Here is a 26,775-nt window from a genome sequence, read left to right on the forward strand (position 1 = left end):
CTCCCCATGCTCTTAGCGAGGTCCCTCACGAGCTTAGTGCTGTGGGAGCCTCCTCTTTCTCATGGAAAACATTTGTCCAGTTCAGAATTAACCTCTAGCTAATTCTTATCCTTTTACTGTTCTTGGTTCGTCTGTATTCCATACAGACCGTTCGAAAATTTCTCTCTTAGAATTTTCAAGGATTGTTGTCTATTGTTCAGTTCTCAAGGTGCTTCTCGTTCTCGCTCTCTAGCGACAACTTCTTTATATTACCAAAGCCGTTATCACTTGTCAAGAACTTTTTTCTTCCTTTTTCGCTGCCTTCTTCTTTTCTCTCGACAGCTTCCTTAGACTATCATATCATTTTCCAATTGTCAATATTTTTTCTACATTTTATTTATTTCAGACAATTCAAACAATTTTATTTCTTTCCCCAATTTTTCTAACTCTATTTTTACTGTTTGTCAAAGAACCCATCCGTACTTTTCTCTATCCAATAATCTTACTTTTCTTTCTCTCTTTCACACATTCATCTTCTGGAGCGCTGCTACAAACTCACTCATCTCCTTATCTATCAAAACAGGTCTTCCACCTTTTTTCAAAAAACAGTGCGTACTACTGCCAACTGCGCTTAATCTATTATCTTGAGACATATTATATATTTCATATCCCAAAGTAAATTTTACTCGTCCGATTTCTTTAAGAAACACTTTAATTTTTACCTTTTCATCAAAACATACGCTTTTTTTATACTCACAGTTTACGGCAAGCACCGGACTGATAAAGCCTTCCTCTTCAAATCTGCGGTATGGATACCCCATCTGATTCATGGCTTCAATCCGCGCCTCTTCCATCCATTTTATATAATTTGAATGATGTATAATTCCCATCTGGTCTGTCTCATGGTATTTTGCCGTCCTATTATATTCAAACATACTTCTTCTCTCCCTTCTTTAGGCAACCTTTATTTGATGCAACTGCCATCTTAAATAAAGTCCATTGCGTCGCTGATTGTCGTTACTCCTACAATTTTAATTCCTTTTATCCCTTTTACCATTTTCTGAGAAACACAAGGAAGTACACAGGTTTCGAACCCAAGTTTCTTCGCTTCTGCCACACGTTGTTCCGGCATATTCACCGCACGCACTTCCCCGCTAAGTCCAACTTCTCCAAAGACAATTACCTTCTCATCTATTGGCCTGTTTTTATAGCTGGATACCAATGCCATCACAATTCCTAAATCGATTGCAGGTTCATTCATTCTTATTCCTCCTGCTATATTGACATAAGCGTCATAGTTAGACAGTGGAAGCCCAATCCGTTTTTCTAAAACTGCCATTAACAGATTCACCCTATTATAATCACATCCTGCCGCCGTTCTTCTTGGCATTCCGAAGTTGCTTTTACATACCAAAGCTTGTATTTCTATCAAAATCGGCCGCGTTCCTTCCATTGAACATGCTACTACAGAACCAGATGCATTTTCTGGCTTTCCGCTTAACATATACTCTGATGGATTTTCCACTTCCTTCAATCCCTCCTGACGCATTTCGAATACGCCGATTTCATTTGTGGAGCCAAAGCGATTTTTTACTGCCCGCAAAATACGGTAAGACGCATGCCTGTCTCCCTCAAAATAAAGTACTGTATCTACCATATGTTCCAAAACCCGAGGGCCTGCTACCGTCCCTTCCTTTGTAACATGCCCTACAATAAAGATAGGAATACACAATCCCTTCGCAAGCTGCATAAATACATTTGTAGATTCTCTGACCTGGGATACGCTGCCAGGTGCAGACGTAACTTCCTCACTATACATCGTCTGTATAGAATCAATAATAACCAGTTCCGGCGTTTCTTTTTCAATTACTGCTCGGATAATGCCCAGATTCGTCTCGCATAAAAGAAGAAGGTTCTCTGCAAATTCTCCCATCCGGTTTGCCCGTAGTTTTATCTGAGTTTGAGATTCTTCTCCGGAAATATATAGAATTTTCTTCATCTTTGCCAGTCTCTGGCAAACTTGCAGCAGAAGTGTCGATTTTCCAATTCCCGGATCTCCTCCCACCAGAACAAGCGACCCTGGCACGATACCGCCTCCTAAAACCCGATCCAGTTCCCTAATCTCTGTCTCAATCCGCACGTCATCTGAAGCGCTTACTTTGGAGAGTGAAACCGGAGCTGCGTCTCTTACCGTCCTCGCTGACACTGTACTTCCCTTGCTGATTCCGGTGCCTATCTTTTCTTCTACGAAGGAGTTCCATTCACCGCACGCCGGACACTGCCCCAGCCATTTTGCCTCCTCATGCCCACAATTTTGGCAGAAAAATATACTTTTGCTTCCCTTTGCCATATTTTATCCTTTCCTCTTACATTTACTCCATTAAATTAGGGTGGATGCCCCACATCCACCCCAAATATCTGTTTTCTTTTAACATTTTACAACTTTTATCTGTGCACTCTCTTCCGCGCTTAACTCAATGCTTACACTTAGCTTTCCGCTTAAATTCGTCCTCATCTTACCGGAAGATTTATCATTGATCCACACTTCATATTCGCTTTCCGGTTCCAGCTCCAGGGTAAACTGTACATCTTCCGGCGCAGACACTTCAAACATTACGCCTGTATCTGTTTCTTTGAATCTTTCTACACTGCTTCCTGGCACCGATTCATAAACAAACATTCCGTTTTTTTCTAATTTTGTAATTTCAGAAAATGTTTTTACTTTATAAATATCGCCTTCAAATTCGAAATTGTCTAGTTTTGTCTTGGATTGTAATGTATAATCCCCAAAACTAAGTGTTCCGTCTTCTTCCGAGCGTAATAACTCTTTTACTGCTGCCATTTTCCTTATCCTCCTAGGTATTTTGCATATCTTCTGTTCACGAAGCAATCCTGCTTCTATTTCTTATTCATTATATAATAAAATGTCCCAATTTTCTACTGATTTTTGCTCTGCAAACGAATCATTTATGATGAAAATTTTTATACCTGGTAAAACTGAATTCCTTTCTTAGACGCTCCCGCTTCTACAGAATCCCCTTCTCTTATTTCTCCATTTAAGACTGCCTCGGCAAGTTTATCCTCAAGCTCTGTCTGTATCGCTCTTCGCAGCGGCCTTGCACCATATTTGGCATCCGTTCCTTTTTCAACAATATATTTCTTCGCAGACTCGCGCAGCTTTAGCTCCATGTTCATTTGGTCTTTCAGACGTTTTGCAAAACCTCTGCACATGAGAGAAACAATCTTTTTCATATGGGATTTATCCAGTGCATGGAATACAATAATTTCATCGATACGATTCAAAAACTCAGGGCGGAAAATTTGTTTTACTTCATCCATTACATTTTGCTTCATCCGTTTGTAGTCATCCGCCGGATTTTCCTTCGCAGCAAATCCAAGCTTCTTTGGTTCTACAATTGCTTTGGCCCCGGCATTGGAAGTCATAATAATCACTGTATTGGAAAAATCTACTTTCCTGCCCTGTGAATCCGTTATATGACCGTCATCCAGAACCTGCAGCAGTATATTAAACACATCTGGATGCGCTTTTTCTATTTCATCAAATAATATAACGGAATAGGGATGTGTTCTCACCTGATCGCTTAATTGGCCCCCTTCTTCGTGTCCTACATATCCCGGAGGTGAGCCAATCATCTTAGCCACCGAATGTTTCTCCATATACTCAGACATATCTACCCGAATCATAGATTCTTCGTTTCCAAACAAAGCCTCCGCAAGCGCTTTAGACAGCTCTGTTTTTCCTACTCCTGTAGGTCCCAGGAATAAAAAGGAACCAATCGGCCGTTTTGGATCTTTTAACCCTACTCTTCCTCTTTTCACTGCACGTGCAACTGCGCTGACTGCTTCGTCCTGACCAATCACTCTCTTATGCAGCTCCTGCTCTAATTTCTGCAGACGCTGGGTATCACTCTGTGCCAGCTTCTGAACAGGTATTTTAGTCCAGACAGAGACGACCTCTGCAATATCTTGTTCTACCACAGCCGGATGCAAACCAGAGCTTTTCTTTTCAAAACGTTTTTTTATTCCCTCTAATTTCTTTTCTGCTTCTCTTTGCCTCTCTTGAATCAAAGCGGCTTCTTCAAATTTCCCTTCTTTGATTGTCTCTTCCTTCTGTTTGATAAGACTGCGTACAGCTTCTTCTGTCTCATGCAGATTTTCCGGAACTTTGTATCCCTTCAGACTGATTCTGGAGCACGCTTCATCTAATACGTCAATCGCTTTATCCGGAAGATTCCTGTCCGTTATATAGCGCTCCGACATTTGTACAGCACCCTTTAACGCTTCCTCTGTTATACTAACGCGGTGATGCCTTTCGTACTTCTCTTTTAATCCTTTGAGAATCTCCAGACACTGCTCCTTCGTAGGTTCTTCTACTGACACAGGCTGAAATCTTCGTTCTAACGCCGCATCTTTCTCAATATATTTCCTATATTCTGCAATCGTAGTGGCTCCAATTAACTGGAGCTCTCCGCGCGCCAGAGAGGGTTTTAATATACTTGATGCATCAATCGCTCCCTCTGCACCTCCTGCACCGATAATCGTATGAATTTCGTCCAAAAACAAAATGACATTCCTGCTGGCCTCTACCTCCGCAATCAGCCCCTTCATACGTTCCTCGAATTCTCCGCGATATTTAGAGCCTGCAATCATTCCTGGAAGATCCAGGGTATAAATCTTCCTGCCCTTCATTATCTCTGGAACTATGCCTGCTGCGATTCTCTGTGCCAGCCCTTCAATGATCGCTGTCTTTCCTACTCCCGGCTCTCCTACCAAACAAGGATTGTTCTTCGTTCTTCTTCCAAGCACCTGCATCAGACGATAGATTTCTTCCTCGCGCCCAACAACCGGATCCAGGCGTCCTTCCAATGCCCGCTGGGTCAAATCTGTTCCAAACTGTTCCAGCATAGAACCTTTTCCTTTTGTCTCTTCCTGTAGTTCTTCCTGGTACTCCTTTGCACCCATCCCCGCAGCAGTCATAATATCCTGAAAAATCTTTTGAAGATTGATATTCAAGGTAATCAGTACACGCGTCGCCACACACTCTACATCACGTATCATGGACAACAGCAAATGCTCTGTACCAATCTCTCTGGTATGAAGCCGCTGTGCCTCTCTTTCGCTGTTTTCCAGAATATATTTTAACCGAGGGCTTTCCTTTGGGTATTGCCCTTTTAAAACGTCTGTCTCCGGAGAAATCAATTTATCCATCAGCCGCAATATCTTCTCTTCATCTACTCCATTTGAAGACAAAATCTGTCCTGCCACCCCTGTATATTCATTTCGAAGCCCGAGCAGAAGATGTTCAGTGCCGACGTAAGGATGCTTTAATTTACGCGCCATCACTTTTGCATACCGAAGTGCACTCTGCGCCTGTTTTGTATATTGATTTTGCATATATTCCTCCTGTTATTCATATTCATCAAAAATCTCATCTACCAGAGTATGTATCTCTTCTCGGGAAATATTCTTACATCTTCCCTTTGCAAGAATAATACGCATCTGGTACTTTATTTCTTCCATTGTCTTTATTTTATCTATATTCAATGCAATGACTGCGCCGCGTCGTTTATCCAAGCTGATAAATCCTTCTTGTTTTAAAACGCTGTATGCCTTATTTACCGTATGCATATTGATACCAATGGTATCTGCAAGCTGCCGTACAGAAGGCAGTGAATCCCCTTCCTGCATTTTAGCCGTGGCAATTCCTATGATAATTTGATTGCGCAACTGTATATAAATTGCCTCTTCACTGTTAAAATCTATCTCTATCAGCATCTTTCGTTCTCCTCACCACATTGTTATAGATATAATAGCACAAGATAACAACTTTTCAAACCGCAAATTTATTTTTTATCATTCTTTCATATTTCCAGAAAATAGCATAAATTTATGAGGGTATCCCAAAAGTCACGAAACAACTTAAGGGATGCCCTCATCATTTGCATTTATAAATTATATAGCCTGCTATAAATAAAAATATATTTGCTATCTGTCTTTCTTAGCGACCGTGTTACCCTTTGTACGCCGACGCTATTCTTTATTTTTATAAGTTCCTAAGCTGTTCAGAAAATTCACTTCCCAAAACAATTGCTGCTACATAGAATACTTCTCCCGTCATATAGGCTTTCCAGTTGTCATCTATTTCTATCTGCAGGCTGCCTCCCGGCATATGCACCACAACCTTGCTGCCGCTTAACCCCAGCTTATATGCAACCCCTGCTGCCGCACACGCGCCGGTTCCGTTTGCCATCGTATACCCTGCTCCTCTTTCGTAGGTCTCAATTGAAATGTTTTCACTGTCTGTCACCTGCATAATCTCTGTATTGATTCTTTCAGGAAAATACCGCGCACATTCAGAATATTCCCCGATTTTACATACTAATTCCCTGGAGATTTCCTTCATCGGTATGACACAATGCGGATTCCCAATGGACACGCACGTTGCAGGATATAGATTTTTCCCAAATACCATATCTTCATTGATAACTTCACGCTGTTCTCCAATAACCGGAATATCATTACTTAGAAAGCTCAAGGTTCCCATAGAAACCCGCAGCCTGCTGCCCACTTCGTTTAGATAAGTAATTTCCACCATGCCGCCGTCTGTCTTAAGCAGATAATTCTTCTTCTGGACATAATCCGCATCCTTTAAGTACTTTGCAAATATACGCACACCGTTGCCACTCTTCCCTGCAATGCTCCCGTCCGGATTCCATATCCGCACTGCCATCTGTTTTTCCCCCAGCAGCGGCCCCTCCAAAATCCCGTCCGCGCCAAGCCCCATATTTCGGTTACACAGCGCTTTTACATTCCGTTTATTTAGTTCCATTTCGTTTTTATTCGGGTCATATACTAAATAATCATTGCCAAGTCCATGATACCTTTCCAATTGTATTTTCATACTCGCACCTCCTATTGTTTTTATTATATCAGGCATTTTTTTCATATAATACTAATATTATGCTTTCTATATTGCAAATAATGCTCTATAATAGAAAAAACAGCCTTCTGGAGGTCTTTTATGTCAAAATATAACAAACGCGGATATTTAAACAGTGATTTTCGCCTTTTTCATCTTACAGATATTGTACAGAAAGAATTTGAGTTTCATTACCATGAATTTCATAAAATCACTATTTTTATCAAAGGAAATGTTCAATACTATATAGAAGGAAAGACTTATCCATTAAAACCGTATGATATTGTTCTGGTAAACCGGAATGACATTCACCGGATTCTAGCAGATCCCGCTGTCCCTTATGAAAGAATTATCGTCTATATTTCACCGTCTTTTATCCGCGCTTACCATACGGATGACTACGATTTGGGTTACTGTTTTCAAAAAGCAAAAGAGGAACATTCCAATGTCCTGCGTATCCCTTCTCTCGAAAAGAGCACTCTTTTTAAAATAGCAGGCAGACTGGAACATTCCTTCTCTGATACGGAATATGCAAACGATCTGTACCGTCAAGTCTTATTTTTAGAATTTATGATTCATTTAAACCGTGCTGCTGTCAAAAATAGAATTGAATTTCTAAATACAGAGCTGTGCAATGAAAAAATATTGGATATTCTACACTATATCCACGCCCATCTGACAGAACCTCTCAACATCGATCTACTCTCTCAAACCTTCTATATCAGTAAATATTATATGATGCGCCTGTTTAAAGCTGAGACAGGCTACACCATCGGAGCTTATATCAACTACCGCCGCCTTCTGCTGGCAAGAGATCTGATTTATGAAGGAAGCTCAGTTACACAGGCCTGTTTTTCCTGTGGTTTTCGTGATTACTCCGCATTTTTAAGAGCCTATAAGGCACAATTCCATGAAACGCCTCGTTCTCTCCGCAAATCATAACAGAGCAGCTTCCTTCTCTCTGGGAAATTTTATCTCCATCCTTGTACCCTTCCCTTCCGTACTGCTTACTGTCACATGTGCGCCGTGAAGCAGAGCGCCATGTTTTACAATCGATAAGCCCAGCCCAGTTCCTCCTGTCTCTTTGGAATGGCTCTTATCAACGCGATAGAAGCGCTCAAATATGCGTTCCTGATGTTCTTTTGGAATGCCAATTCCGGTATCTGTCACAGCTACTTTAGGGCCTTCCAGCGTATTGCCCGCCCAGACATCTACGTAACCGCCTTCTACATTATACTTAATTGCGTTCTCGCAGATATTGTAAATCATTTCATCTAGTATCTGCCGGATTCCAAAATATTTCACCGGCTCCCCGGTTACAGCCAGACGAACCTTTTTACCGGCTGCCTGCGGCGCAAGACGGCTTACAATTTCTCTGCACAATTCAAATAAATCTACTTCCGTCTTTTCGATTTCTACTGATTCCTCATCTAATTTAGACAATTTGATAATATCCTCCACCAGAGTAATCAGGCGCCTTGCCTCTTTATAAATGCGCTCTGAAAATGCAGGCATATCCTGGGGACGAACCATGCCGTTTTTCATAATCTCTGCATATCCAGAAATAGAAGTAAGCGGAGTTTTCAGTTCATGGGACACATTTGCTGAAAATTCCTTTCTCATATTGGCAACTGCTTCCTTTTCCTTGTTCTGCCTGTCCATTGCCTCCAGAAAGGGTGTCAGCTCCTCATAAATGGGATTTTCCAGCGGTTTATCCAGATTTAATTCATTTATCGGCTTAATTAAGCGAGCTGTCTGCCATTTTGCGAGCACCAGTGCAACCAGTATCATAACCACCATCAGCACACCCATGAAAGGAAGTACATTTAACGCCGTGTAAACCAAACTGTCCATTGTCTTGGCTACGCGCAGGACTGTGCCGTCATCCAAAAGAAGCGCATAATAATATAACTCCTGTTTTACTGTGCTGGACATCCTTATGTCCTCCCCGTATCCCTTTTCCAGCGCCTCTTTTACCTCTGCGCGTTCCTTATGATTTTCCTCTGTTTTTCCTGCACTTCTGGAATCATAAAGAACGGCTCCGTTTTTATCAATCCGGGTTACACGTGTATTTAAATCTACTTCATCCATTTTTTCAAGGTACTGTGTTCCCGAGATATTGATTGCCGTCCGTATATACCGCGCCTCCTGCTGTACCTCTGATTGCAAGAGCTGTAAGTTCCTGTTGTATAAAAGCACTGCCAGAAGAATATAAAAAAGAATCAATGTCCCTGTAAGAACAAATACCATGCTTCTCTGGATTTTACGCTTCATTCATTCCTCCTGCTCTGTAACCTACTCCTCTTACCGTCTCTATAATCCAGCCTTTGTCTCCTAATTTCTGGCGCAGAGTCCGGATATGTACATCCACTGTCCTTGTCTCCCCGTCGAAATCGTATCCCCATATATCCATTAAAAGCTGATCTCTTGTCAACACAATATTCTGATTGCGCATCAGCCTTTCCAAAAGCTCAAATTCTTTTAGCGTCAGTGTCACCGGTTCTCCGTCCACCGTTACTTCGTGCTTTTTGACATTCATAAGCACCCCGCCGATTTCTAAGTCTGCCTTGTCTGGAACCTGCCCGCTTCTTCTAAGCACTGCCTTGACCCTGGACACCAGCTCCATCATTCCAAACGGCTTTGCCACATAATCATCTGCTCCGGAGTCCAGCCCGATCACCTTATCGTACTCCGCCCCTTTCGCCGTCACCATAATCACTGGAATATCCTTTGTTTTCGCAGAGCCCTTCAGCTTCCTTAAAAGGGTAAGCCCATCCTCACCGGGCAGCATTATATCAAGCAAAATAAGCTCTGGCGTATCAAACGCCAAAGCCTCCATAAACGCTGTTCCTTCAGCAAAGCCCCTTGCCTTTAGTCCGGTGGATTCCAGTGTATATATTACAAGTTCGCGGATGTTGTCATCATCCTCCACGCAATATATCATCTTTATCCTCTCCTTCAATTTGCTTTTAAATTCTGGCTCCGTCTTTATGTACGCCTGTAATAGAAAATTCTACCCATTCCGCAATATTCGTTGCATGATCTCCGATACGCTCTAAATATTTTGTCACCATAATCAGATCAAAAATCTTACCGCCGTTATGTCCATGCTCCTCTTTAATATAAGCGATCATCTCATCTCTGATTTCATTAAAGTAACCATCTACCGTATCATCCTCCAGCATTACCTTTCTGGCAAGCTCCAGATCCTTTTGTACATATGCCGTTACACTTTCACGTACCATCTTGCTTGCGGCAGCCGCCATAACACCGATTTTTTTGATGTCAACCTCTGTCACCTGGTTCGAGGAAATTACAATCTCTGCAATATCTGAGGTCTGATCCCCGATCCGTTCCATATCTGTAATCATCTTCAACGCAGCAGAAATTCTTCTTAAGTCCTTCGCAACCGGCTGTTGCTGTAAAAGAAGTTTCAGGCAAAGCCTCTCTATGTCTTTTTCCATCTGGTCTATCTCTTCATCTGCCGCCATAATTGCCTTCGCCTGTTCTACATCTCCCTGCTGCAAAGCATCTGTCGCCTTTGCAATTGCAACCTCGCACAGCTCCCCCATATGAGTAAGCTGCTCATCCAACAACTGTAATTGTCTGTCAAAACGATTCCGCATAATTTAGCCAAACCTCCCTGTAATATAATCTTCTGTCCTCTTATCTGCCGGTATCGAAAATAATTTCTCTGTGTCATTGTATTCCACAACCTCTCCCAGCAGGAAAAACGCCGTATTGTCTGATACCCGCACAGCTTGCTGCATATTATGCGTCACCATGACAATAGTATAATCTTTTTTTAATTCCATAGCAAGATCTTCAATTTTAGACGTAGAAATCGGATCCAGAGCTGAGGTTGGTTCGTCCATCAAAAGAACTTCCGGCTCCACCGCCAGAGCACGTGCAATGCAGAGTCTCTGCTGCTGGCCTCCCGACATGCCAAGAGCACTTTTTTTCAGACGGTCTTTACATTCCTCCCAGATTGCCGCATTTCTAAGAGATTTCTCTACAATATCGTCTAATTTGGACTTAGAACGAATCCCATGTGTACGCGGGCCATATGCAATATTATCGTAAATACTCATTGGAAATGGATTTGGTTTCTGAAATACCATCCCCACTCTTTTTCTCAAAAGGTTCACGTCCATTCCTTTATAGATGTTTTCTCCATCCAAAAGGATCTCCCCTTCAATGCGGCATCCCTCTACCAGATCATTCATCCGGTTGATAGATTTTAAAAGTGTAGATTTCCCGCAGCCACTCGGCCCGATAAACGCTGTGATTTTATTCGCCTCTATCTCCAGATTTATTCCTTTTAAGGCTTTAAAGTCCCCATAATATAAATCTAGATTTTTAACACTTATTTTTCCCATTTTTTATACCTTTCTATGCTTTTGTCAATTTTCTTGCAACCACACTCGACAGTGTATTGATTCCTACCACCAGAACAAGCAGTACCACAGCCGTCGCATATGCCTGATCCATATAAAGGCCTTCACTCGACAGATTGTACATATGTACTGCGAGGGTACGTCCGGAACCCATCACACTAGACGGCACCTTCGCCACAGTTCCCGCTGTGTAGATAAGCGCGGCGGTTTCTCCTACAATCCTTCCTACTGCGAGAATCACACCGGCAAGAATTCCCGGAATTGCGGAAGGAAGTACAATTCGAAATACTGTCCGCAGTTTTCCTGCTCCTACTCCGAAGCTTCCCTCCCTGTATGTATCCGGCACAGCCTTCAGCGCTTCCTCTGTCGTTCGCATAATCAGTGGAAGTATCATAATTGCGAGGGTGAACGCACCGGCAAGAAGGGAAAATCCCCATTCCAATGTATTGACAAAAAACAACATTCCAAACAAGCCGTACACAATCGAAGGAATTCCAGAAAGTGTTTCCGTTGTCAGACGGATTACTCCTATGAATCTATTTCCTCTTCCTGCGTATTCCACAAGAAAAATCGCGGAAAAAATTCCAAAAGGGACGGCTACCAGAAGGGATAGCAATGTCATAATAATTGTATTGATTAATGCCGGCATCAAAGAGGCATTCTCCGACGTATAATGTAAGGAGAATAGAGAAGGCTTAATATGCGGCACACCATTTATAAGTATATACGCAATCAGAAACAGCAGTACGATAAACGTCAGAACTGCCGCAAGCATAACCAGCAGCATAAGTATAAGGGAGCCCGGATGTTTCAGGTATGTTTTCATTTTTTCTCCCATTGTTATTCGATTACTCATGTTCTGACCTCCTCTTTAACAGAGCAACACTGAAATTTATAATCAAAATAAATACAAACAGTACCACTCCTGTTGCAATCAATGCTTCTCTGTGCAGACCGGTAGCATATCCCATCTCAATTACAATATTCGCAGTCAGTGTACGTACACCCTTTAGCAGACTTTCCGGTATCCAAGTCTGGTTTCCTGCTACCATAATCACTGCCATTGTCTCTCCTACCGCACGCCCGATTCCAAGCACAATCCCTGCGATCACTCCTGACTTTGCCGCTGGAATCACAATAGTAAAAATACTTCTCTCATGGGTCGCTCCGAGCGCCAGTGCACCTTCATAGTAATGCTCCGGAACTGCCCGAATCGCACTCTCTGTTGTCCCGATAATCGTCGGAAGTATCATCATACCGAGCAGCAGAGATGCCGTCAGTATTCCACTTCCATTTCCTGAAGAATCTGTGATTCCCGCCTGCTTCAAGGTTCTTCCAAATTCCCGTATCCAGGGCACCAGAACAACCAGACCGAAGAAGCCATATACAACCGAAGGAATCCCGGCCAGCAGCTCTGTCGCAGCTTTCAAGGGCTTATAAATCGCTTTCGGGCAGTACATTGCCATAAAAACAGAGGTCAGAATCCCAATAGGCACACCGAACACAATGGCTCCTGCCGTTACATACAAGCTTCCTATAATCATTGGAAAAATACCGTACAAGTCATTGTTCGGCTTCCACATTTTTCCTGTAATAAATTCTACAAATCCAATCTCTTTCATTGCAGGGACGCCATTTGCAAATAAAAATACACAAATGAGAGCTACCGCCAGCACCGAAGCGCAGGCGGCAATGAAGAACACTCCCTGCATGAATTTCTCAGTCCATGCTTTCGATTTCATATTTTCGTTTCCTCTTACTCTGTTACCTCATCCCAAGATAGAGCCTCTCCGGTGTAGATTGATTTTACCTGCTCTGTAGACATATCCTCTGTCGGGTTCCCTTTATTTACAATAACCGCGATTCCGTCTGTCGCAATTACAGTTGCTCTGAGCCCCTGTGAAAGCTCCTCGTCTTTTAACTCTCTGGATGCCATGCCTATATCGTAGCTTCCGTCCACTGCAGATGTCATTCCTGTTGTAGAATCAGATGTCTGGAGTTCGATCTCTGCATTCGGATTCACTTCCTTGTACGCTTCTGCCAGTTTTTCCATAACCGGTGATATGGAAGAAGAGCCTCCGACTACCGCTTTTCCGGACGGCTGTGTTCCTTCAAACGCTTTCACATCATCTACCGGAATATATCCGTTATCAGAAACAACCTTCTGTCCTTCTTCACTCATAATAAAGTTGATAAAATCTTCTGCTACTTCGTTGTCTGCCCCTTCTTTTGTCGCAATGTTAAATGGTCTGGAAACCTTGTATGTACCAGATTTAATATTTTCTGCTGTTGCCTCTGCCCCGTCAATTTTCACTGCTTTTACTGTCTCATCCAGTGATCCAAGAGACACATAGCCGATTGCGTATTCGTCGCCTGCGACTGTTGTGAGCATAACAGATGTACTGTTTGTAATCTGTGCTCCCTCTGTCGTCATATCTACTTTATCTCCGTCTACTTCTTCTTGTACTCCAAACAGTTCAATAAATGCGCCTCTTGTTCCAGAACCATCCTCGCGGGATACAACTGTAATATCATTGGAGCTGTCCCATTCAGAAGTAGAACCGGAAGTCGAGCTGTCTTTTGAATCTGCGCTGTCAGAACCACATCCTGCCAATGCTGCTGTCAGCATACCTACTATTGAACATATCGCTATAAACTTTTTCATCTTCATTGTTTTACACTCCTTTTTCTTATCCACATTTTTAACTTATTTTCTTTTCTTCACACCAGTTATCTTAAAGAACCAATGTAAAATGTAAAATCATCTGTTTGTTAAATCTATGTAAAATAGATTATGTTCCGCACATTCTGGCGCCGAAGCGCGGCTGCGTTGTCTTACCGAATTCTTATACTTTTCATAAAAAAGATTTTCATTAACTCTTGACTTAGAGTTAGCTTTAAGTTATATGATGATTATGAATTACCCGCAAAGCCATCCATGCAAGAGTTTCGAATGTATCGCCAAAGGAAGTAACCGGAACAATTAGATTTTTTACAGACACTAAAAAACGAGGTATAGGAAAATGAAAAAAGAAGTAATGATATTAACTGGAGCTGGACAAATTGGTATTGCGATTGCCCGTCGTATGGGATATGGCAAGAAAATCATTATCGGAGATAAAAAAGCAGAAAATGCACAGGCAGCTGCGAAGCTTCTAAATGAAGCTGGATTTGATGCTGTTTGGCTGGAAATGAATTTATCTTCCAGATCTTCTATACAGTCTTTAATTATAAAAGCACAGCAATATGGAGATATTACCATGCTGATAAATGCTGCCGGCGTTTCACCAAGTCAAGCGTCTATTGAAGCAATCCTGAAAGTAGATTTATATGGTACGGCAGTACTTTTGGAAGAAGTAGGCAAGGTAATTACTTCCGGCGGCGTAGGCATAACAATTTCCAGTCAGTCAAGCCATCGTATGCCTCAGCTAACAGCGCAAGAGGATGAACAGCTTGCCTGCACACCTACAGAAGAATTATTATCTCTTGATATTCTCAAGCCAGAGCATATCAAAGATACCCTTCATGCTTACCAGATGGCGAAACGCTGCAATGAAAAGCGTGTCATGGCGGAGGCAGTTAAATGGGGCAAAAAGGGCGCGCGAATCAATTCGATTTCTCCTGGAATTATTGTAACGCCGCTTGCCATTGATGAATTTAACGGTCCGCGCGGGGACTTTTATAAAACTATGTTTGCCAAATGTCCGGCAGGACGTCCCGGCACAGCAGATGAAGTAGCAAATGTGGCGGAATTGCTTATGAGTGAGAAAGGTGCATTTATCTCGGGAAGCGATTTCCTTATCGACGGAGGAGCGACGGCCTCTTATTTTTACGGGCCCCTGAAGCCTTAAAGTAAAACAGAAAGAGACTGTAGAGACTTTTTCGGCAAATGTTTTGCCCATGATCTTTCTAAAAGTCTCTTTTCTCTTTCTGTAAGATGGTATACTTTTCCTTTTTATTCCTTCTGTGCTTCCCCGTCCGCTGCCACTTCTGTAATAGACTTCACAAGGCCTGCTATTTCTTGAATCTTAGACGGAACAATAATCTTCGTTGCCTTGCCGTCTGCCGCCTTTTCAAATGCTTCAAGGCTCTTTAACGTCAGCACTGCATTGTCTGCTCCGGCTTCTTTTAAAAACCTTAATCCATCCGCTGTTGCCTGCTGTACCTTTAATATCGCTTCCGCCTCACCTTCTGCCTCACGTATCATCTTCTCCTTCTCTGCCTCTGCCTGCAATATTGCCGCCTGCTTCTTTGCTTCTGCTTCCAGAATCACCGATTCTTTCTGTCCCTCTGCTACAAGGACTGTGGATTTCTTCTCTCCTTCTGCACGCAGAATTGCCTCTCTTCTCTCTCGCTCGGCCTTCATCTGTTTCTCCATCGCGTCCCGAATGGCTGTCGGCGGGATGATGTTTTTTAATTCCACTCTGTTCACTTTAATCCCCCAGGGATCCGTCGCCAGATCCAGCTCTGCACGCATCCTTGTATTAATTGTCTCTCTGGAAGTCAGCGTCTGATCCAATTCCAGATCTCCGATGATATTACGAAGTGTAGTCGCAGTCAAATTTTCTATCGCAATAATCGGATTGGCAACGCCATAGCAAAACATCTTTGGATCTGTAATCTGGTAAAACACAACTGTGTCAATCTGCATGGTAACATTATCCTTTGTAATTACCGGCTGCGGTGCAAAATCTACCACCTGTTCTTTCAGATCGATCCTTCTTGCCACTCTGTCTATAATCGGAATTTTAAAGTGAAGCCCTGTATTCCATGTCGCCTGATACGCCCCCAGCCGTTCCAGAACAACCGCCTGTGCCTGATGTACAATCTTCACGCAGGAAATCAGAACCAAAACAACAATTACTATAATAATGATGAAAAAAATACTCCCTAAACCAATTATGCCCATCTCTTATTCCTCCTCATACTTTTCTACAATTAATTTTACCCCAGAAACTGCAACTACTTTCGCCAGCTCTCCTATTTCCAAAATTTCCTTGTTATTTTCTGTACGCACTGTCCATTCCTGTCCATCTACCATACTCTTTCCTGTCTGTGCCAGATTATCCACTCTTTCCGTAATCTTTATTACTTTCCCAAGCTCTCTTTCATAGTTTGTCTTTATCCGATTTTTATTTACATACTTCTGTGCCCACGGTCTGGTAAAAAACAACAGAATACAGGAAACCACAAGAAAAACTATACACTGTCCTGCCATTCCCATTCCGAGAGAATTCACTGCTATTGCGGCGAGAGCTCCGCCCGCAAACCAGATCGTCACAAGCCCGACTGTCAATGCTTCTATAATAAGCAGAATAATAAAAACTGCCAGCCAGATAAAGTTCCTTCCTGCAATTGTCATAACTATCCCTTCCATAGCGTCGCCTCCTCCCCAATATAATATCTGGGCGTCCTGAATTCATCCAGCAATTTTTCCCCTGCTTCAAAAAGCACAGGTAATACAGAAAAAAGAAGAATCACCAGAATGATTATCCAAGTAAGACATCCTTTCTTACCTTTCTGCTGCGTACCCTGCCTGTATTGTCTTCTTTTATTTTGAATACTTTGCTTCTCTCCTGCCCTGCCTTCTGCTTTCTTCTCTTTTTTTGGCTCTGCTGTCTGATAGGTATGCTCTGTCTTTCTGTCCTGACTGTTTTCCATTCTTCTTTCCCGTTCATATATAGAATTGTCCAGCCCACAGAATTCACACCGATTCTCTCTTAACCTTCCTCCGCATAGACTGCATCTTTTCCCCGCCATTTTATCCTCTCTTTACTTTCTTTAGAATTTTCTTCATTGTAACATATACAGAACAAACCTACAAATATGCTTTTTGATCTTCCAAAATATTCTTGACATACAAAAGAAACCATCAATATAATATACACATACCCCTAACCGTATGGAGGTGAGTTTATGAAGCAATGTATGGATTCTGATAATCTTCATCGCAGATTGAAAAAAATTATCGGACAGGTACAGGCAATCGACAGAATGGTAGATGAAGATGTTCCCTGTGAAGATATTCTCGCACAGATTAATGCAGCTAAATCCGCACTTCACAAGGCTGGACAGGTTGTATTAGAAGGACACATCAAGCATTGTGTCCGCGATGGAATTGAGCATGGAGATGCGGATAAGACTATCGAAAATTTTACAAAAGCAGTAGAACGATTTGCCAATATGAAATAGAAGCACAGGCAAAAAAACAGCAGGAATATGCGTACTACTATGCATATTCCTGCTATTTTATTACTTTGTAAGCTTATATAGAAAAGGATAAGAGAGCTTGACAGCCTATACCCCCATAGGTATAATATACTCATACCCATATAGGTATATAGGAGGTTTTTACTTATGAATACTATAATAAAAAAGCTAGAACAATTTCTGGAACTAGGAGGTACAAAAAAAGAAGTAATTTTTCTAATTCTCTCTGGCCTTGCGTTACTTTCCAGTATCTTCCACCTCTTCTCCCTTCCTTTTGATCCAGCTTGGATTGCTATTTTGTTATGTGGAATCCCAATCATTTTAGAAGCTGTAATCGGGCTTATCACCGCCTTTGATATCAAGGCTGACGTCCTGGTCTCTCTCGCTTTGATAGCCTCCATCTGCATCGGAGAAGATTTTGCTGCCGGAGAGGTCGCGTTTATCATGCAGTTGGGCGCCCTCCTGGAAGATTTGACAGTCGCAAAGGCCCGCGCCGGCATCGAAAAGCTCGTACATCTCACGCCGCAGACTGCCAGAGTTTTGAAAGACAACAACGAATATATCCTGCCCGCCGAACAAGTAAAGGTCGGCGATCTTCTCCGCGTACTCCCGGGAGAAACGATTCCTGTAGACGGTATCATTCTTTCTGGACATACCTCCATCAATCAGGCAGTAATGACAGGGGAATCACTGCCAGTCGACAAAACCGCAGGAGATACTGTTTCAAGCGGAACCGTAAATCAGTTCGGCACTTTTGATATGAAAGCGGTGAAGGTTGGTCAGGACAGTTCTATTCAACGAATGATTTGCCTCGTTCAATCCGCAGATGCCAGCAAAGCAAAAATTGTAAATCTTGCAGATCGGTGGGCAACCTGGATTGTTGTTATCGCCCTGAGTGCCGCAGCACTAACCTGGTTGATTTCCGGTGAAATCATACGCGCTGTCACAATCTTGGTTGTTTTTTGTCCCTGTGCCCTGGTACTTGCCACACCAACTGCCATTATGGCGGCTATCGGTAATGCCACCAAACATGGATTTTTGATCCGAGAAGGAGATGCACTGGAACGTCTGGCCGCCGTTACCAGAATCACCTTTGATAAGACCGGCACCCTTACTTACGGGACACCAAAGGTTATAAAAATCCTCTCTATCCTGCCCGAATATACGGAAACACAGTTGTACGCCATGACCGCCTCAGCCGAACAGTTCTCAGAACATCCCCTCGGCAAGGCCGTAGTAAACTGTTACCGGCGCTCCTTTGCCTGTCCGCCGGAGAAAGCCGAACAATTCCGAATGCTCCCGGGTCGCGGTGTTTCCTGTCTCATATCTGGAAAAGAGGTGCTGGCGGGCAATACAGAACTGTTTCGTGAGCACGGCATCCCTCTCCCTTCACAGCTTCTAAAGGAAGCCGAAAGCTATCTTATGCAGGGATGTACAATCATCTACACAGCGATCGGACAGAAAGCCGCAGGATGTCTGATTCTCTCCGATACAGTGCGCAAGGAGAGCGCCAATATGATCAAACAGTTAAAAGCATCCAAGGTATATCCCGTCCTTTTAACAGGGGATCACGAAAATGCTGCAGCAGCTATCGCAGGCAGCTTACAGATTCAGGAGATACATGCGGGCTGTCTCCCAGAAGATAAGTTAAAATGGATTGAAAGCTATCAGAAGCAGGCAGAATCAGTCTGCATGGTAGGCGACGGCATCAACGACGCTCCCGCACTGAAAAAGGCGGATGTTGGAATTGCCATGGGAAAGGTGGGGACTGATATTGCTGTCGATGCAGCGGACATCGCCCTGGTGGACGACGAGGTAAAAGAGCTGCCTCATCTGGTGGCACTCTCCAGAAGAATGATGCTCACCATCAAATGCAATCTCAGTTTTTCTATGGGATTAAACTTTCTAGCCATTGTACTTGCCATTACAGGTATTCTAAACCCTGTTGTCGGTGCGCTGGTGCATAATGCGGGGAGCGTACTCGTCATTATTAACTCGGCTCTGCTCTTAAACTGGAAGCGCCGTGTCTGAGCAAACAATCTAAGACCTCCCATTTCTGTTCTCTTTATCCTGTCCTTCTCCGTCAGGGTGATTCGCCCGATTTATCTGCAGTAAGCACATCAGAATCACCCCGACGGTAAGCCCTCCGACAAAACATCCTATATACCCCAGTATCACGCCCACTGTATCTCTCCCTTCTCTCATTTCACAGATGTTTCCTATTATTCTACATTCTATACAGTGATGCGGTAAAATATTCCTGTTTCGGAAAATTTTATATATCTGATTTCCTTTTCAACATATCGTACAGCAGACAGAACAGGCAGTACAAAAGCGCGCCCAGCAATCCTCCCAGTGTGTTAAACAGTAGATCTGTCAGTTGAAAGGTACCCAGGAAAAATACAAGCTGGCTTGTCTCTATCGACAATGAAAATAAGAAAGAAAGCAGCGTACATTTTGCTACAATATGCACCGCCGAGTTCTCCTTCTTAACCTGGCGGACGCCCCGTGCCCACAGAAGCAGCATCGTAAAAGGCAGAAACAAGAGCACGTTTTCGATATTTTCCGTATAAATGCTTCCGTCCGCATCATGCAGGCTCCAGATACCGACTATCTTTTCCCACGGTGCGGGATATATCTTCCGGCTCAGCAGTGTGCGGAACAAGATCATTGCCGTATAAAATATCAGCGCGCCAGTCCTTCTAAGCTTCCGGCTTCGCTTCAGGCTGTAAAAAAGCCGCCCAACCGCCCTATGATACCCATGTTCCTTCCCGTACAGCACGGTAAACAGTCCGAGAACCGTGACCAAGCAGGCTGCGCCAAACTGCTGATACACGGTTCTGACAATATTTTCTAAAATATGTATGACATATATCATTTTATGCTTCCCACAATTGCTGCGGATACACCCCTTCCGCAGTCATCTTCTTAAATCCATCCTTTGCCGCCTGCACGTCCTCTTTATAGGTGATGCCAATCCATTTATCTTCCGTCTCCAGAATCGTTACCTCCGCCGTCTTCTCCCTCAGCATATCCCCTACCAAAACAGGAAGAAGGTATTCCTCTTTCAGTGAATCCTTGTTCTTCTCCAAAAATGCCGTAAAACCTTCCTCCAGACGTTCCATGAAGTCCGGATATCCTGCCCACATATTCATGGAGACCTTCGTGTCCGGCTGAATCCATGACTGAACCCCACTGTCTTGACAGATCACTTTTCCGTCTTTCAGCGCAATCCCGGATGTCTCCGTAATTTTAACCAGATGGTTCTGTTTATCCGCTATGCACACGCCTCGAGTAACGGTTCCGTTATCGCTCAATGTATTCTTCAGGATAAAACCGGCCATCGCCAGTCTGCACATTTCCTGCTGCTCGTGCTCTGCAAGCAGAAACTCGTGCAGCTTCACAAACGCCTCTTTCCCGTAATAATCATCCGCATTGATAATCACGAACGGCTCCTTCACCGTATCCTTACAGCACAGCACCGCCTGTCCGGTTCCCCACGGCTTCGTTCTGCCCTCCGGTACTGTGTACCCTTGGGGAAGCCTGTCCAATTCCTGATAGACATACTCTACCTCTATCTGTCTAGAGATCCGGTTCCCGATCACCTGCTTAAACTCTGCTTCGATGTCCTTTCGTATAATAAATACCACCTTGTCGAAACCCGCCTGCTTCGCATCGTAAATAGAGTAATCCATAATGATTTCACCGTTCTCTGACATCTTAGCAAGCTGTTTGATCCCTGTTCCAAAGCGGGAACCAATGCCCGCCGCCATAATAAGTAACGTAGTTTTCATGTCGCCCTCCCTGACTTCAATATTGCTAACCAAATCGTTTTTTTATGATTTTCTTTAATATATCATTAAATAATACATGTTTAAATACTATCAGACAGATACCATATATCATACATGCTGTACCTATTTTAACAAGCAAAACTGTTCCGTCTGGCCAACCGGCCGTTAACATATTAATTCCAATTAGTCCAACTGCCATAACCATTGTCGATAGTATTACTTTGAAAAAGTCGCCGGAAAAATATTGCATTTTTATTTTTTTTCTACTCATGATTATCATAAAAATATTTACTACTAACTCAGAGAGAATTGTAGCTAAAGCTGCTCCGTTCTGATAAAATCGTATAATTAATATGTAATTTAATACTGCGTTTACAACGGCTCCCCCACTTACAGAAAATAAATACTCTTTTTCTAATCCGGAGGTTAAAAGAATCTGTCCGAACACACCTCCTGATAACGGCATAAGTACTATCAACATACTTAAAATTTGCATAACCGCAACAGATGGTGTAAACTCTTTTCCAAACATAATTGATACAACATGCGGTGCAACAAATATTAAACCAGTAAAAAATGGAATTGCAATTAGTATTATTACATCAAAAAAATTTTTTATAATTTTTTTAATTTCTTCTTTATTATTTTCTAAAAATAAAATACTCAGTCTTGGCAAAAGTACTGCGCCTAATGCTGTCAGTGTATTAGACGCTGTTTTTACTATTTTTACAGCATTTGAATAATATCCTACATTCTTAGAATCTGTAAAGTATGTTAACATTGTCACATCTAAAAGCGAATATAATTCAATCGCTATAACTGAACAAAAAAAAGTAATAATCGCCTTTATATGACATTTCAAATCAATATTTTGAAAATTAAATCTTACCTTTTTTCTAAGTTGAAACGCATTTATTCCGTAATTTCCCACCGTTCCTAAGCAGACAACAAAAACATATTTAAGAATATCGTCACGGTATTTTACCAATATGAACAGTAAAATCGTAGATATAATTTTTACCAGAAAACTTCGTAACGCAATATATCTATATTCTTCAAATCCCTGATAAAGCCATTCTATGTTAAAAATATTCATCACTATCAGTACTGCAAACAACCAATATAATTCTGAATATTCAAGATTTTTTTCTATACTGATTATAACAACAACATAAATTGCCAATGCCAAAATTGTAGAAAGTAAATTAATTAAAAATAATTCTGTAAATGCTTTATTACACCTATCTGCATTCGCCTTATTCTGCGCTATAACCCGTACACCATAAGAAGGTATCCCTAATGCTGCAAGCATGGTAAAATATGTAACTATATTTTGAGCTGATGCTACAGCACCTATGCCAGAAGCACCTAAAATTCTGGAGGCATACGAAACTGTAATCAGAGGAAATATAACAGATAGTGCATTATAAAACATATTAAAAACAGCATTTCCAGCAATCGACTTCATTTAACTCCCATTCCTCTCCAAAACAACTTCTGCTCTTTTTTCTCCTCCTGACTCTTTACTTTTAGTATTCCGACATACATATACTAAAACCAGCCACGCTATAAAAGAAAGATCAAATGTGATCTCAACACTGGCTAAAACCGCATATGTAAATATCATAATTACAGAAGGATAATTCTTATTTTCTGTCTTTGTTTCTGAAAAAATTTTATATATCAGCCAAATCAGGCAGATTGTTGCCAAGAGTCCCATTTGCATTACACATTCCAGAAGTCCATTCTGAACATTCGGAGCACTTAAAATTTTCTGGGCTATTTCAAAACTGCTGCCATAACCATATCCCCATAATAAATGATTTGTAAACACATCTGCTATATTTGCATATATCGACATTCGTCCTGTAAGCGTAATATCTTCATGCAATACCTGCCCGATAAAAAAAGAGAGGTACTTGTTATTCAAAATCCCAGAAAACAACAATAATATAAAACTGAATGCCAATATTACTACCACGATCACTATTGGTCTTTTGTATATTCTATTTCTATATTTGCTATGTATAATCATCAAAGTAAATATAATAATTCCTACAATTCCGGTACTACATTCGACCCTAATTGATATAAAAAGTGCTAAAATCCCATATAAAATCCCGATAATTCTATTCTTTCTTTTAATTTCTCCTGACAATTTAATTTTCTGAAAATAAAAAGCTATTAGTTCTATATGAAGATATGAGACTCCAAATTTATTTCCAATCAGATAATACTGCCCGTTTTCTACATAAAGCCCAGGCATCAATACAAGTATTAGATCAGTCAGCAGTACATAAAAAAGTGCTAAATAATAGAACGTTTCCACTAATTTGAAAGTTTTCCCTTTTATATTAAAAAGTTCAAACAAAAAAAATAACTCTAAAACAATTACCGCATATACGATAGCTGCCATCAGTACATCCCTTGTCTGTATTGTATCTCGGTTTATACAGGCAGAAATAAGAACCAGTACCAGATATACTGCTGTAATATTTACTACCGTATTCTTTCTATGAAGAAATAATTTGTATTGAAATAATAGATAGATACCTGTAATAAAAAGAACAGCATATTTAAATTGATTATAACCTGTCCAATATGGAAAAAATATAAAAGCGACATGAAACAACAACGCTGCAAAAATAACCGGCACATATAGTCTAACTTTCATTTAATACTGTTCCTTTCTTCAAAAAGTTATTGTCTTTATTTTATATGAAAGATAATAGATTCTAAATATTCTTTGTCTTTGTCATAACAGTCGGAACATGTTTTTTCCCCACTTTCATTTACATATTTCCCCGGAACCTTATCTCTTAAAATCGATCTATGCTGATACCACCAGTATTCAATATCGACATGCCCTATATCAACAATCTGATATCCCATATCGCATAACTCTGCCGCAAGAATAGACGCTGTCGGGCCAAGTGCCGCCAGTATTAAGTCTTCTTTATCTACATTGTCTAATATTGCCTGTTTAATTTCATCAAACCGCGCATACGCATTTTTAGGCGGACAAATAATTCTCTTTATAGATTTTGTATTATCAAATAAATCATTTCCAACACCTAATTTTGTCTTTTCACCTTCTACAAAAATCACTTTTCTTTGTTCCCATATCCGTCTTAAATTTTTAAAACACTGACTGCTGTATTCTTTATCCTTATAGTCAATATACGGACGAGTGATACTTGCATTACAATATGTTTTTGTCAAATCAGCAAATTGTATTAATTTCTCATAAAACTCCTCTTTAATAATTCTCCAGTGCATTTTGGCATACAAATTACACTTTGATGCATCTTTAATCCCATATGGTATACCTATTAATAAATTTGGATTTTCCGACTGAAAGGCACTTTTCAAATGTTGTGCAAATTCTACTGAATAATCTTGAAATGAATCTAACTTTATCCCTGACATCCAACTAAGTTCTCCGTCCCCAAAACGTGACAAAGATTTATGCTCATATATTATTTTATCAACAGTTTCTCTATCACTGTAAAAATTAATATTTTCACATATACAATTTTTAGATGTAAAAATAGCCCACATATACCGAGGACAATATTTTATAACAGAATATAAATAAAGCAACCTGTCAGGTAATATTTTTTTTATTTTCTTCTTTATCCTACTCATCTTTTTATTCCATATCACTAAAACAGTACCTCAAAAATTCATCGTATGTACTAAACTTTGCTTTATGTGTACATATATATTTCTGGCTATCTGTATAATTTCCGCATAACTCCATTTTCCTGCTAAACTCTTTCGGTACATCATACCTTGAAAACAGCATAAAATATTCATGGAAAACTGTCTTATCTGGCAATTTTCCATAGCGTTTATAATAAGAAATTGCAAGTTCTTTTGCTTCTGCAAGCTGTACCTCTTTTCTTTTCCAGTAATACTCTTTTACTGTCATTATTTTTTTTGCTGGATTTCCTGCATATACCCATCCTCCTTCACAATCTCTGACCACTATACTTCCTGCTCCAATTATGACATTATCTCCTATACTCACATTTCTTAAGATGATTGTATTCATGCCAATAAATACATTATCTCCAATCCTTACTTTTCCAGAAGCTCCCAGAATTACTCCTGAAGCATTTTCTTCTGTAATTCGCTTTAATACAGACCAACTGTAATCATGTGTCAGTATCTTCACTCCCTCGGTAATTCTTACATGATTTCCTATTGTTATCATCCATGGATACTGCTCATCAATAACTGTCTTATTTGGAGCATATATTGTGACATCTTCTCCGATCTCCATCCCTAAATTTCTCAAATATAAAATATAGGAATCGGAAGATTCTCTTTCTCTCATAACAATTCTTTTTATTAATTTTTTCAAACTCAAAGTTAGTTTTCTCTCCTATTTTTCATTTCTATTGCTTTTTAAATTTTTTCAATGTCTGCCGTAACTTGTTCAAATATAACGCAATTCCATACCACTCTTTCTGAATCATTTTATGAAACAGCCTCTGTTGAAAAGGAAGTGTCTTTACAGGATAATTCTCCCAACATCTCTGAATTTCTGCAGAAGTTGCAAAGTCCCTTACATAGTGTTTTCTCTTTTTCAAAGGTTCTCCCGAATTGTCTACAATACTGACATATAACCTGCAACAGTCAATCGCCATTCTTTTAGACCGAATAAGACATTCTCTATCCTTTTCCTGTTCTGCCATCTTTCTTAAAGTATTAAGAAATTCCTGATATCGCTGTAACTTTTTTGAGGAAAAGCTTTGTGTAATAGAAGATTGTTCTTCTTTTCTGTAACAATAATCTGTCTCACCAGTAAATGATATAATCTGGGCACATTTATAGGCGCACAGGTTAAATATCGTATCTTCAGAAAGAATTTCCTGAAACTGTAACTTATTTTCTTCAACCATACTTCTTCTATAAATCGCTATCCATACAGACATAGGAAACGCTTCCGTCTCTTTTTCTCCAGGAGCATGACCAAAAAATTTTTTTCGAATTTTTAATATTTCTTTATTTGTATATACCGTTTTCCCCGCTAAAGGATGAATCTTTTTTCTGGTAATCACTCCGTTACATATATCACAATGACCGCTAACCACAATATCTGAATCATTGCAAATCGCCGTATTGTACAGACTTTCAAACATCTGAGGCTTTACCCAGTCATCCGAATCTACAAATCCTATATATTCTCCCGTTGCAGCATTCATTCCTGTATTCCGGGCAGGTCCCAGTCCGCTATTCTTCTGATGGATCACCTTTACTCTGCTCTCACGTTTTGCATATTCGTCAGCAATATATCCACTATTATCTAACGTTCCGTCATCCACCAGAATAATCTCTATATTATGTAACGTCTGTTTCAGCAAGCTGTCTACACACTGATTTAAATATTTTTCCACATTATAAATTGGAACTATAATACTTACTTTAGGTTGCATTGATTTGTATT

28 protein-coding genes are annotated in these 26,775 nt (G+C 40.9%); 4 read left to right on the plus strand and 24 right to left on the minus strand.

Annotated elements, in window-relative coordinates; translation table 11 throughout:
* Nucleotides 1-500: 500 nt before the first annotated feature.
* The 6 genes from ACZ5C4_RS14770 to dapF all read right to left on the minus strand — a co-directional run bounded on the left by ACZ5C4_RS14770 (nt 501) and on the right by dapF (nt 6,901).
* Nucleotides 501-914: an acyl-CoA thioesterase gene (locus ACZ5C4_RS14770; protein ID WP_464521680.1), complete on the minus strand. Its 414-nt coding sequence runs from the start codon at nt 912-914 to the stop codon at nt 501-503.
* Nucleotides 915-964: 50 nt separating this feature from the next.
* Nucleotides 965-2,329, minus strand: coding sequence for a DNA repair protein RadA (radA, locus tag ACZ5C4_RS14775; protein ID WP_464521681.1), 1,365 nt, complete (start codon nt 2,327-2,329; stop codon nt 965-967).
* Nucleotides 2,330-2,407: 78 nt separating this feature from the next.
* Nucleotides 2,408-2,821, minus strand: a complete 414-nt coding sequence (locus ACZ5C4_RS14780; protein WP_464521682.1) for an endosialidase — start codon at nt 2,819-2,821, stop codon at nt 2,408-2,410.
* Between the two features lie 140 nt (nt 2,822-2,961).
* Nucleotides 2,962-5,394 carry an ATP-dependent Clp protease ATP-binding subunit gene (locus ACZ5C4_RS14785; RefSeq protein WP_464521683.1) on the minus strand — a complete coding sequence of 811 codons (2,433 nt, stop codon included), beginning with the start codon at nt 5,392-5,394 and terminating at the stop codon, nt 2,962-2,964.
* Nucleotides 5,395-5,406: 12 nt separating this feature from the next.
* Nucleotides 5,407-5,775 carry a GntR family transcriptional regulator gene (locus tag ACZ5C4_RS14790; RefSeq protein WP_186877202.1) on the minus strand — a complete coding sequence of 123 codons (369 nt, stop codon included), beginning with the start codon at nt 5,773-5,775 and terminating at the stop codon, nt 5,407-5,409.
* 268 nt (nt 5,776-6,043) lie between these two features.
* A complete protein-coding gene (gene dapF, locus ACZ5C4_RS14795; RefSeq protein ID WP_464521684.1) occupies nt 6,044-6,901 on the minus strand; it encodes a diaminopimelate epimerase in 858 nt (285 codons plus the stop codon).
* A gap of 120 nt (nt 6,902-7,021) precedes the next feature.
* Here dapF and ACZ5C4_RS14800 point away from each other — a divergent pair, with 120 nt between their 5' ends.
* Complete coding sequence (locus ACZ5C4_RS14800; RefSeq protein WP_464521685.1) at nt 7,022-7,861, plus strand: AraC family transcriptional regulator; 840 nt, start codon at nt 7,022-7,024, stop codon at nt 7,859-7,861.
* Here ACZ5C4_RS14800 and ACZ5C4_RS14805 read toward each other — a convergent pair.
* Genes ACZ5C4_RS14805 through ACZ5C4_RS14835 form a run of 7 tightly spaced genes read right to left on the minus strand, consistent with a single transcriptional unit; the run spans nt 7,856 to nt 13,987 of the window.
* Nucleotides 7,856-9,193, minus strand: coding sequence for a sensor histidine kinase (locus ACZ5C4_RS14805; protein ID WP_464521686.1), 1,338 nt, complete (start codon nt 9,191-9,193; stop codon nt 7,856-7,858). The genes ACZ5C4_RS14800 and ACZ5C4_RS14805 overlap by 6 nt on opposite strands.
* On the minus strand, nt 9,183-9,863 hold the full coding sequence (locus tag ACZ5C4_RS14810) for a response regulator transcription factor (RefSeq protein WP_186877196.1): 681 nt from the start codon (nt 9,861-9,863) through the stop codon (nt 9,183-9,185). Before ACZ5C4_RS14810 ends, ACZ5C4_RS14805 begins: the two co-directional genes overlap by 11 nt.
* 25 nt (nt 9,864-9,888) lie before the next feature.
* Nucleotides 9,889-10,545 carry a phosphate signaling complex protein PhoU gene (gene phoU / locus ACZ5C4_RS14815; RefSeq protein WP_464521687.1) on the minus strand — a complete coding sequence of 219 codons (657 nt, stop codon included), beginning with the start codon at nt 10,543-10,545 and terminating at the stop codon, nt 9,889-9,891.
* A gap of 3 nt (nt 10,546-10,548) precedes the next feature.
* Nucleotides 10,549-11,298, minus strand: coding sequence for a phosphate ABC transporter ATP-binding protein PstB (gene pstB / locus ACZ5C4_RS14820; protein ID WP_186877194.1), 750 nt, complete (start codon nt 11,296-11,298; stop codon nt 10,549-10,551).
* A 13-nt stretch (nt 11,299-11,311) separates the two neighbouring features.
* Nucleotides 11,312-12,172 (minus strand): phosphate ABC transporter permease PstA, encoded by an 861-nt coding sequence (pstA, locus tag ACZ5C4_RS14825; protein WP_186877193.1) that lies wholly within the window; start codon nt 12,170-12,172, stop codon nt 11,312-11,314.
* Entirely contained in the window at nt 12,165-13,058 is an 894-nt protein-coding gene (pstC, locus tag ACZ5C4_RS14830; protein WP_186877192.1) for a phosphate ABC transporter permease subunit PstC, read from the minus strand. The genes pstA and pstC overlap by 8 nt, the downstream gene beginning before the upstream one ends.
* Nucleotides 13,059-13,072: 14 nt before the next feature.
* Nucleotides 13,073-13,987 carry a substrate-binding domain-containing protein gene (locus ACZ5C4_RS14835; RefSeq protein ID WP_464521688.1) on the minus strand — a complete coding sequence of 305 codons (915 nt, stop codon included), beginning with the start codon at nt 13,985-13,987 and terminating at the stop codon, nt 13,073-13,075.
* Between the two features lie 352 nt (nt 13,988-14,339).
* On the opposite strand from ACZ5C4_RS14835, the gene ACZ5C4_RS14840 reads away from it, so the two are divergent.
* Entirely contained in the window at nt 14,340-15,167 is an 828-nt protein-coding gene (locus tag ACZ5C4_RS14840) for an SDR family oxidoreductase (protein WP_464521689.1), read from the plus strand.
* 104 nt (nt 15,168-15,271) lie between these two features.
* Here the strand turns inward: ACZ5C4_RS14840 and ACZ5C4_RS14845 are convergent, their stop codons facing one another.
* The 3 genes from ACZ5C4_RS14845 to ACZ5C4_RS14855 are packed head-to-tail and all read right to left on the minus strand — an operon-like array spanning nt 15,272 to nt 17,076.
* Entirely contained in the window at nt 15,272-16,225 is a 954-nt protein-coding gene (locus tag ACZ5C4_RS14845; RefSeq protein ID WP_464521690.1) for an SPFH domain-containing protein, read from the minus strand.
* 3 nt (nt 16,226-16,228) lie between these two features.
* Nucleotides 16,229-16,693: an NfeD family protein gene (locus ACZ5C4_RS14850; protein WP_464521691.1), complete on the minus strand. Its 465-nt coding sequence runs from the start codon at nt 16,691-16,693 to the stop codon at nt 16,229-16,231.
* Nucleotides 16,681-17,076, minus strand: coding sequence for a hypothetical protein (locus tag ACZ5C4_RS14855; protein ID WP_464521692.1), 396 nt, complete (start codon nt 17,074-17,076; stop codon nt 16,681-16,683). Before ACZ5C4_RS14855 ends, ACZ5C4_RS14850 begins: the two co-directional genes overlap by 13 nt.
* A gap of 156 nt (nt 17,077-17,232) precedes the next feature.
* Here ACZ5C4_RS14855 and ACZ5C4_RS14860 point away from each other — a divergent pair, with 156 nt between their 5' ends.
* Together ACZ5C4_RS14860 and ACZ5C4_RS14865 are read left to right on the plus strand one after the other, a co-directional pair.
* The gene (locus ACZ5C4_RS14860; protein WP_186877188.1) at nt 17,233-17,508 is read left to right on the plus strand and encodes a metal-sensing transcriptional repressor; all 276 of its coding nucleotides are present in this window, start codon (nt 17,233-17,235) and stop codon (nt 17,506-17,508) included.
* A gap of 165 nt (nt 17,509-17,673) precedes the next feature.
* A complete protein-coding gene (locus ACZ5C4_RS14865) occupies nt 17,674-19,557 on the plus strand; it encodes a heavy metal translocating P-type ATPase (protein WP_464521693.1) in 1,884 nt (627 codons plus the stop codon).
* A 9-nt stretch (nt 19,558-19,566) separates the two neighbouring features.
* On the opposite strand, the gene ACZ5C4_RS14870 is transcribed toward ACZ5C4_RS14865, so the two are convergent.
* From ACZ5C4_RS14870 to ACZ5C4_RS14905, 8 genes are all read right to left on the minus strand, one after another.
* Nucleotides 19,567-19,731: a hypothetical protein gene (locus ACZ5C4_RS14870; RefSeq protein WP_464521694.1), complete on the minus strand. Its 165-nt coding sequence runs from the start codon at nt 19,729-19,731 to the stop codon at nt 19,567-19,569.
* Nucleotides 19,732-19,801: 70 nt separating this feature from the next.
* Entirely contained in the window at nt 19,802-20,404 is a 603-nt protein-coding gene (locus ACZ5C4_RS14875) for a VanZ family protein (RefSeq protein ID WP_464521695.1), read from the minus strand.
* Nucleotide 20,405: 1 nt separating this feature from the next.
* Nucleotides 20,406-21,320: a sugar phosphate nucleotidyltransferase gene (locus tag ACZ5C4_RS14880; protein WP_464521696.1), complete on the minus strand. Its 915-nt coding sequence runs from the start codon at nt 21,318-21,320 to the stop codon at nt 20,406-20,408.
* A 25-nt stretch (nt 21,321-21,345) separates the two neighbouring features.
* Complete coding sequence (locus ACZ5C4_RS14885; protein ID WP_464521697.1) at nt 21,346-22,788, minus strand: flippase; 1,443 nt, start codon at nt 22,786-22,788, stop codon at nt 21,346-21,348.
* Entirely contained in the window at nt 22,789-23,994 is a 1,206-nt protein-coding gene (locus ACZ5C4_RS14890) for an O-antigen ligase family protein (RefSeq protein WP_464521698.1), read from the minus strand. It lies immediately after the preceding gene.
* Between the two features lie 35 nt (nt 23,995-24,029).
* Nucleotides 24,030-24,968, minus strand: a complete 939-nt coding sequence (locus tag ACZ5C4_RS14895; protein ID WP_464521699.1) for a GT-D fold domain-containing glycosyltransferase — start codon at nt 24,966-24,968, stop codon at nt 24,030-24,032.
* A gap of 4 nt (nt 24,969-24,972) precedes the next feature.
* Nucleotides 24,973-25,695, minus strand: coding sequence for an acyltransferase (locus ACZ5C4_RS14900; RefSeq protein ID WP_464521700.1), 723 nt, complete (start codon nt 25,693-25,695; stop codon nt 24,973-24,975).
* Between the two features lie 28 nt (nt 25,696-25,723).
* Entirely contained in the window at nt 25,724-26,764 is a 1,041-nt protein-coding gene (locus ACZ5C4_RS14905; RefSeq protein WP_464521701.1) for a glycosyltransferase, read from the minus strand.
* Between the last annotated feature and the right edge of the window lie 11 nt (nt 26,765-26,775).

It is taken from the genome of Mediterraneibacter flintii, from assembly GCF_055387595.1.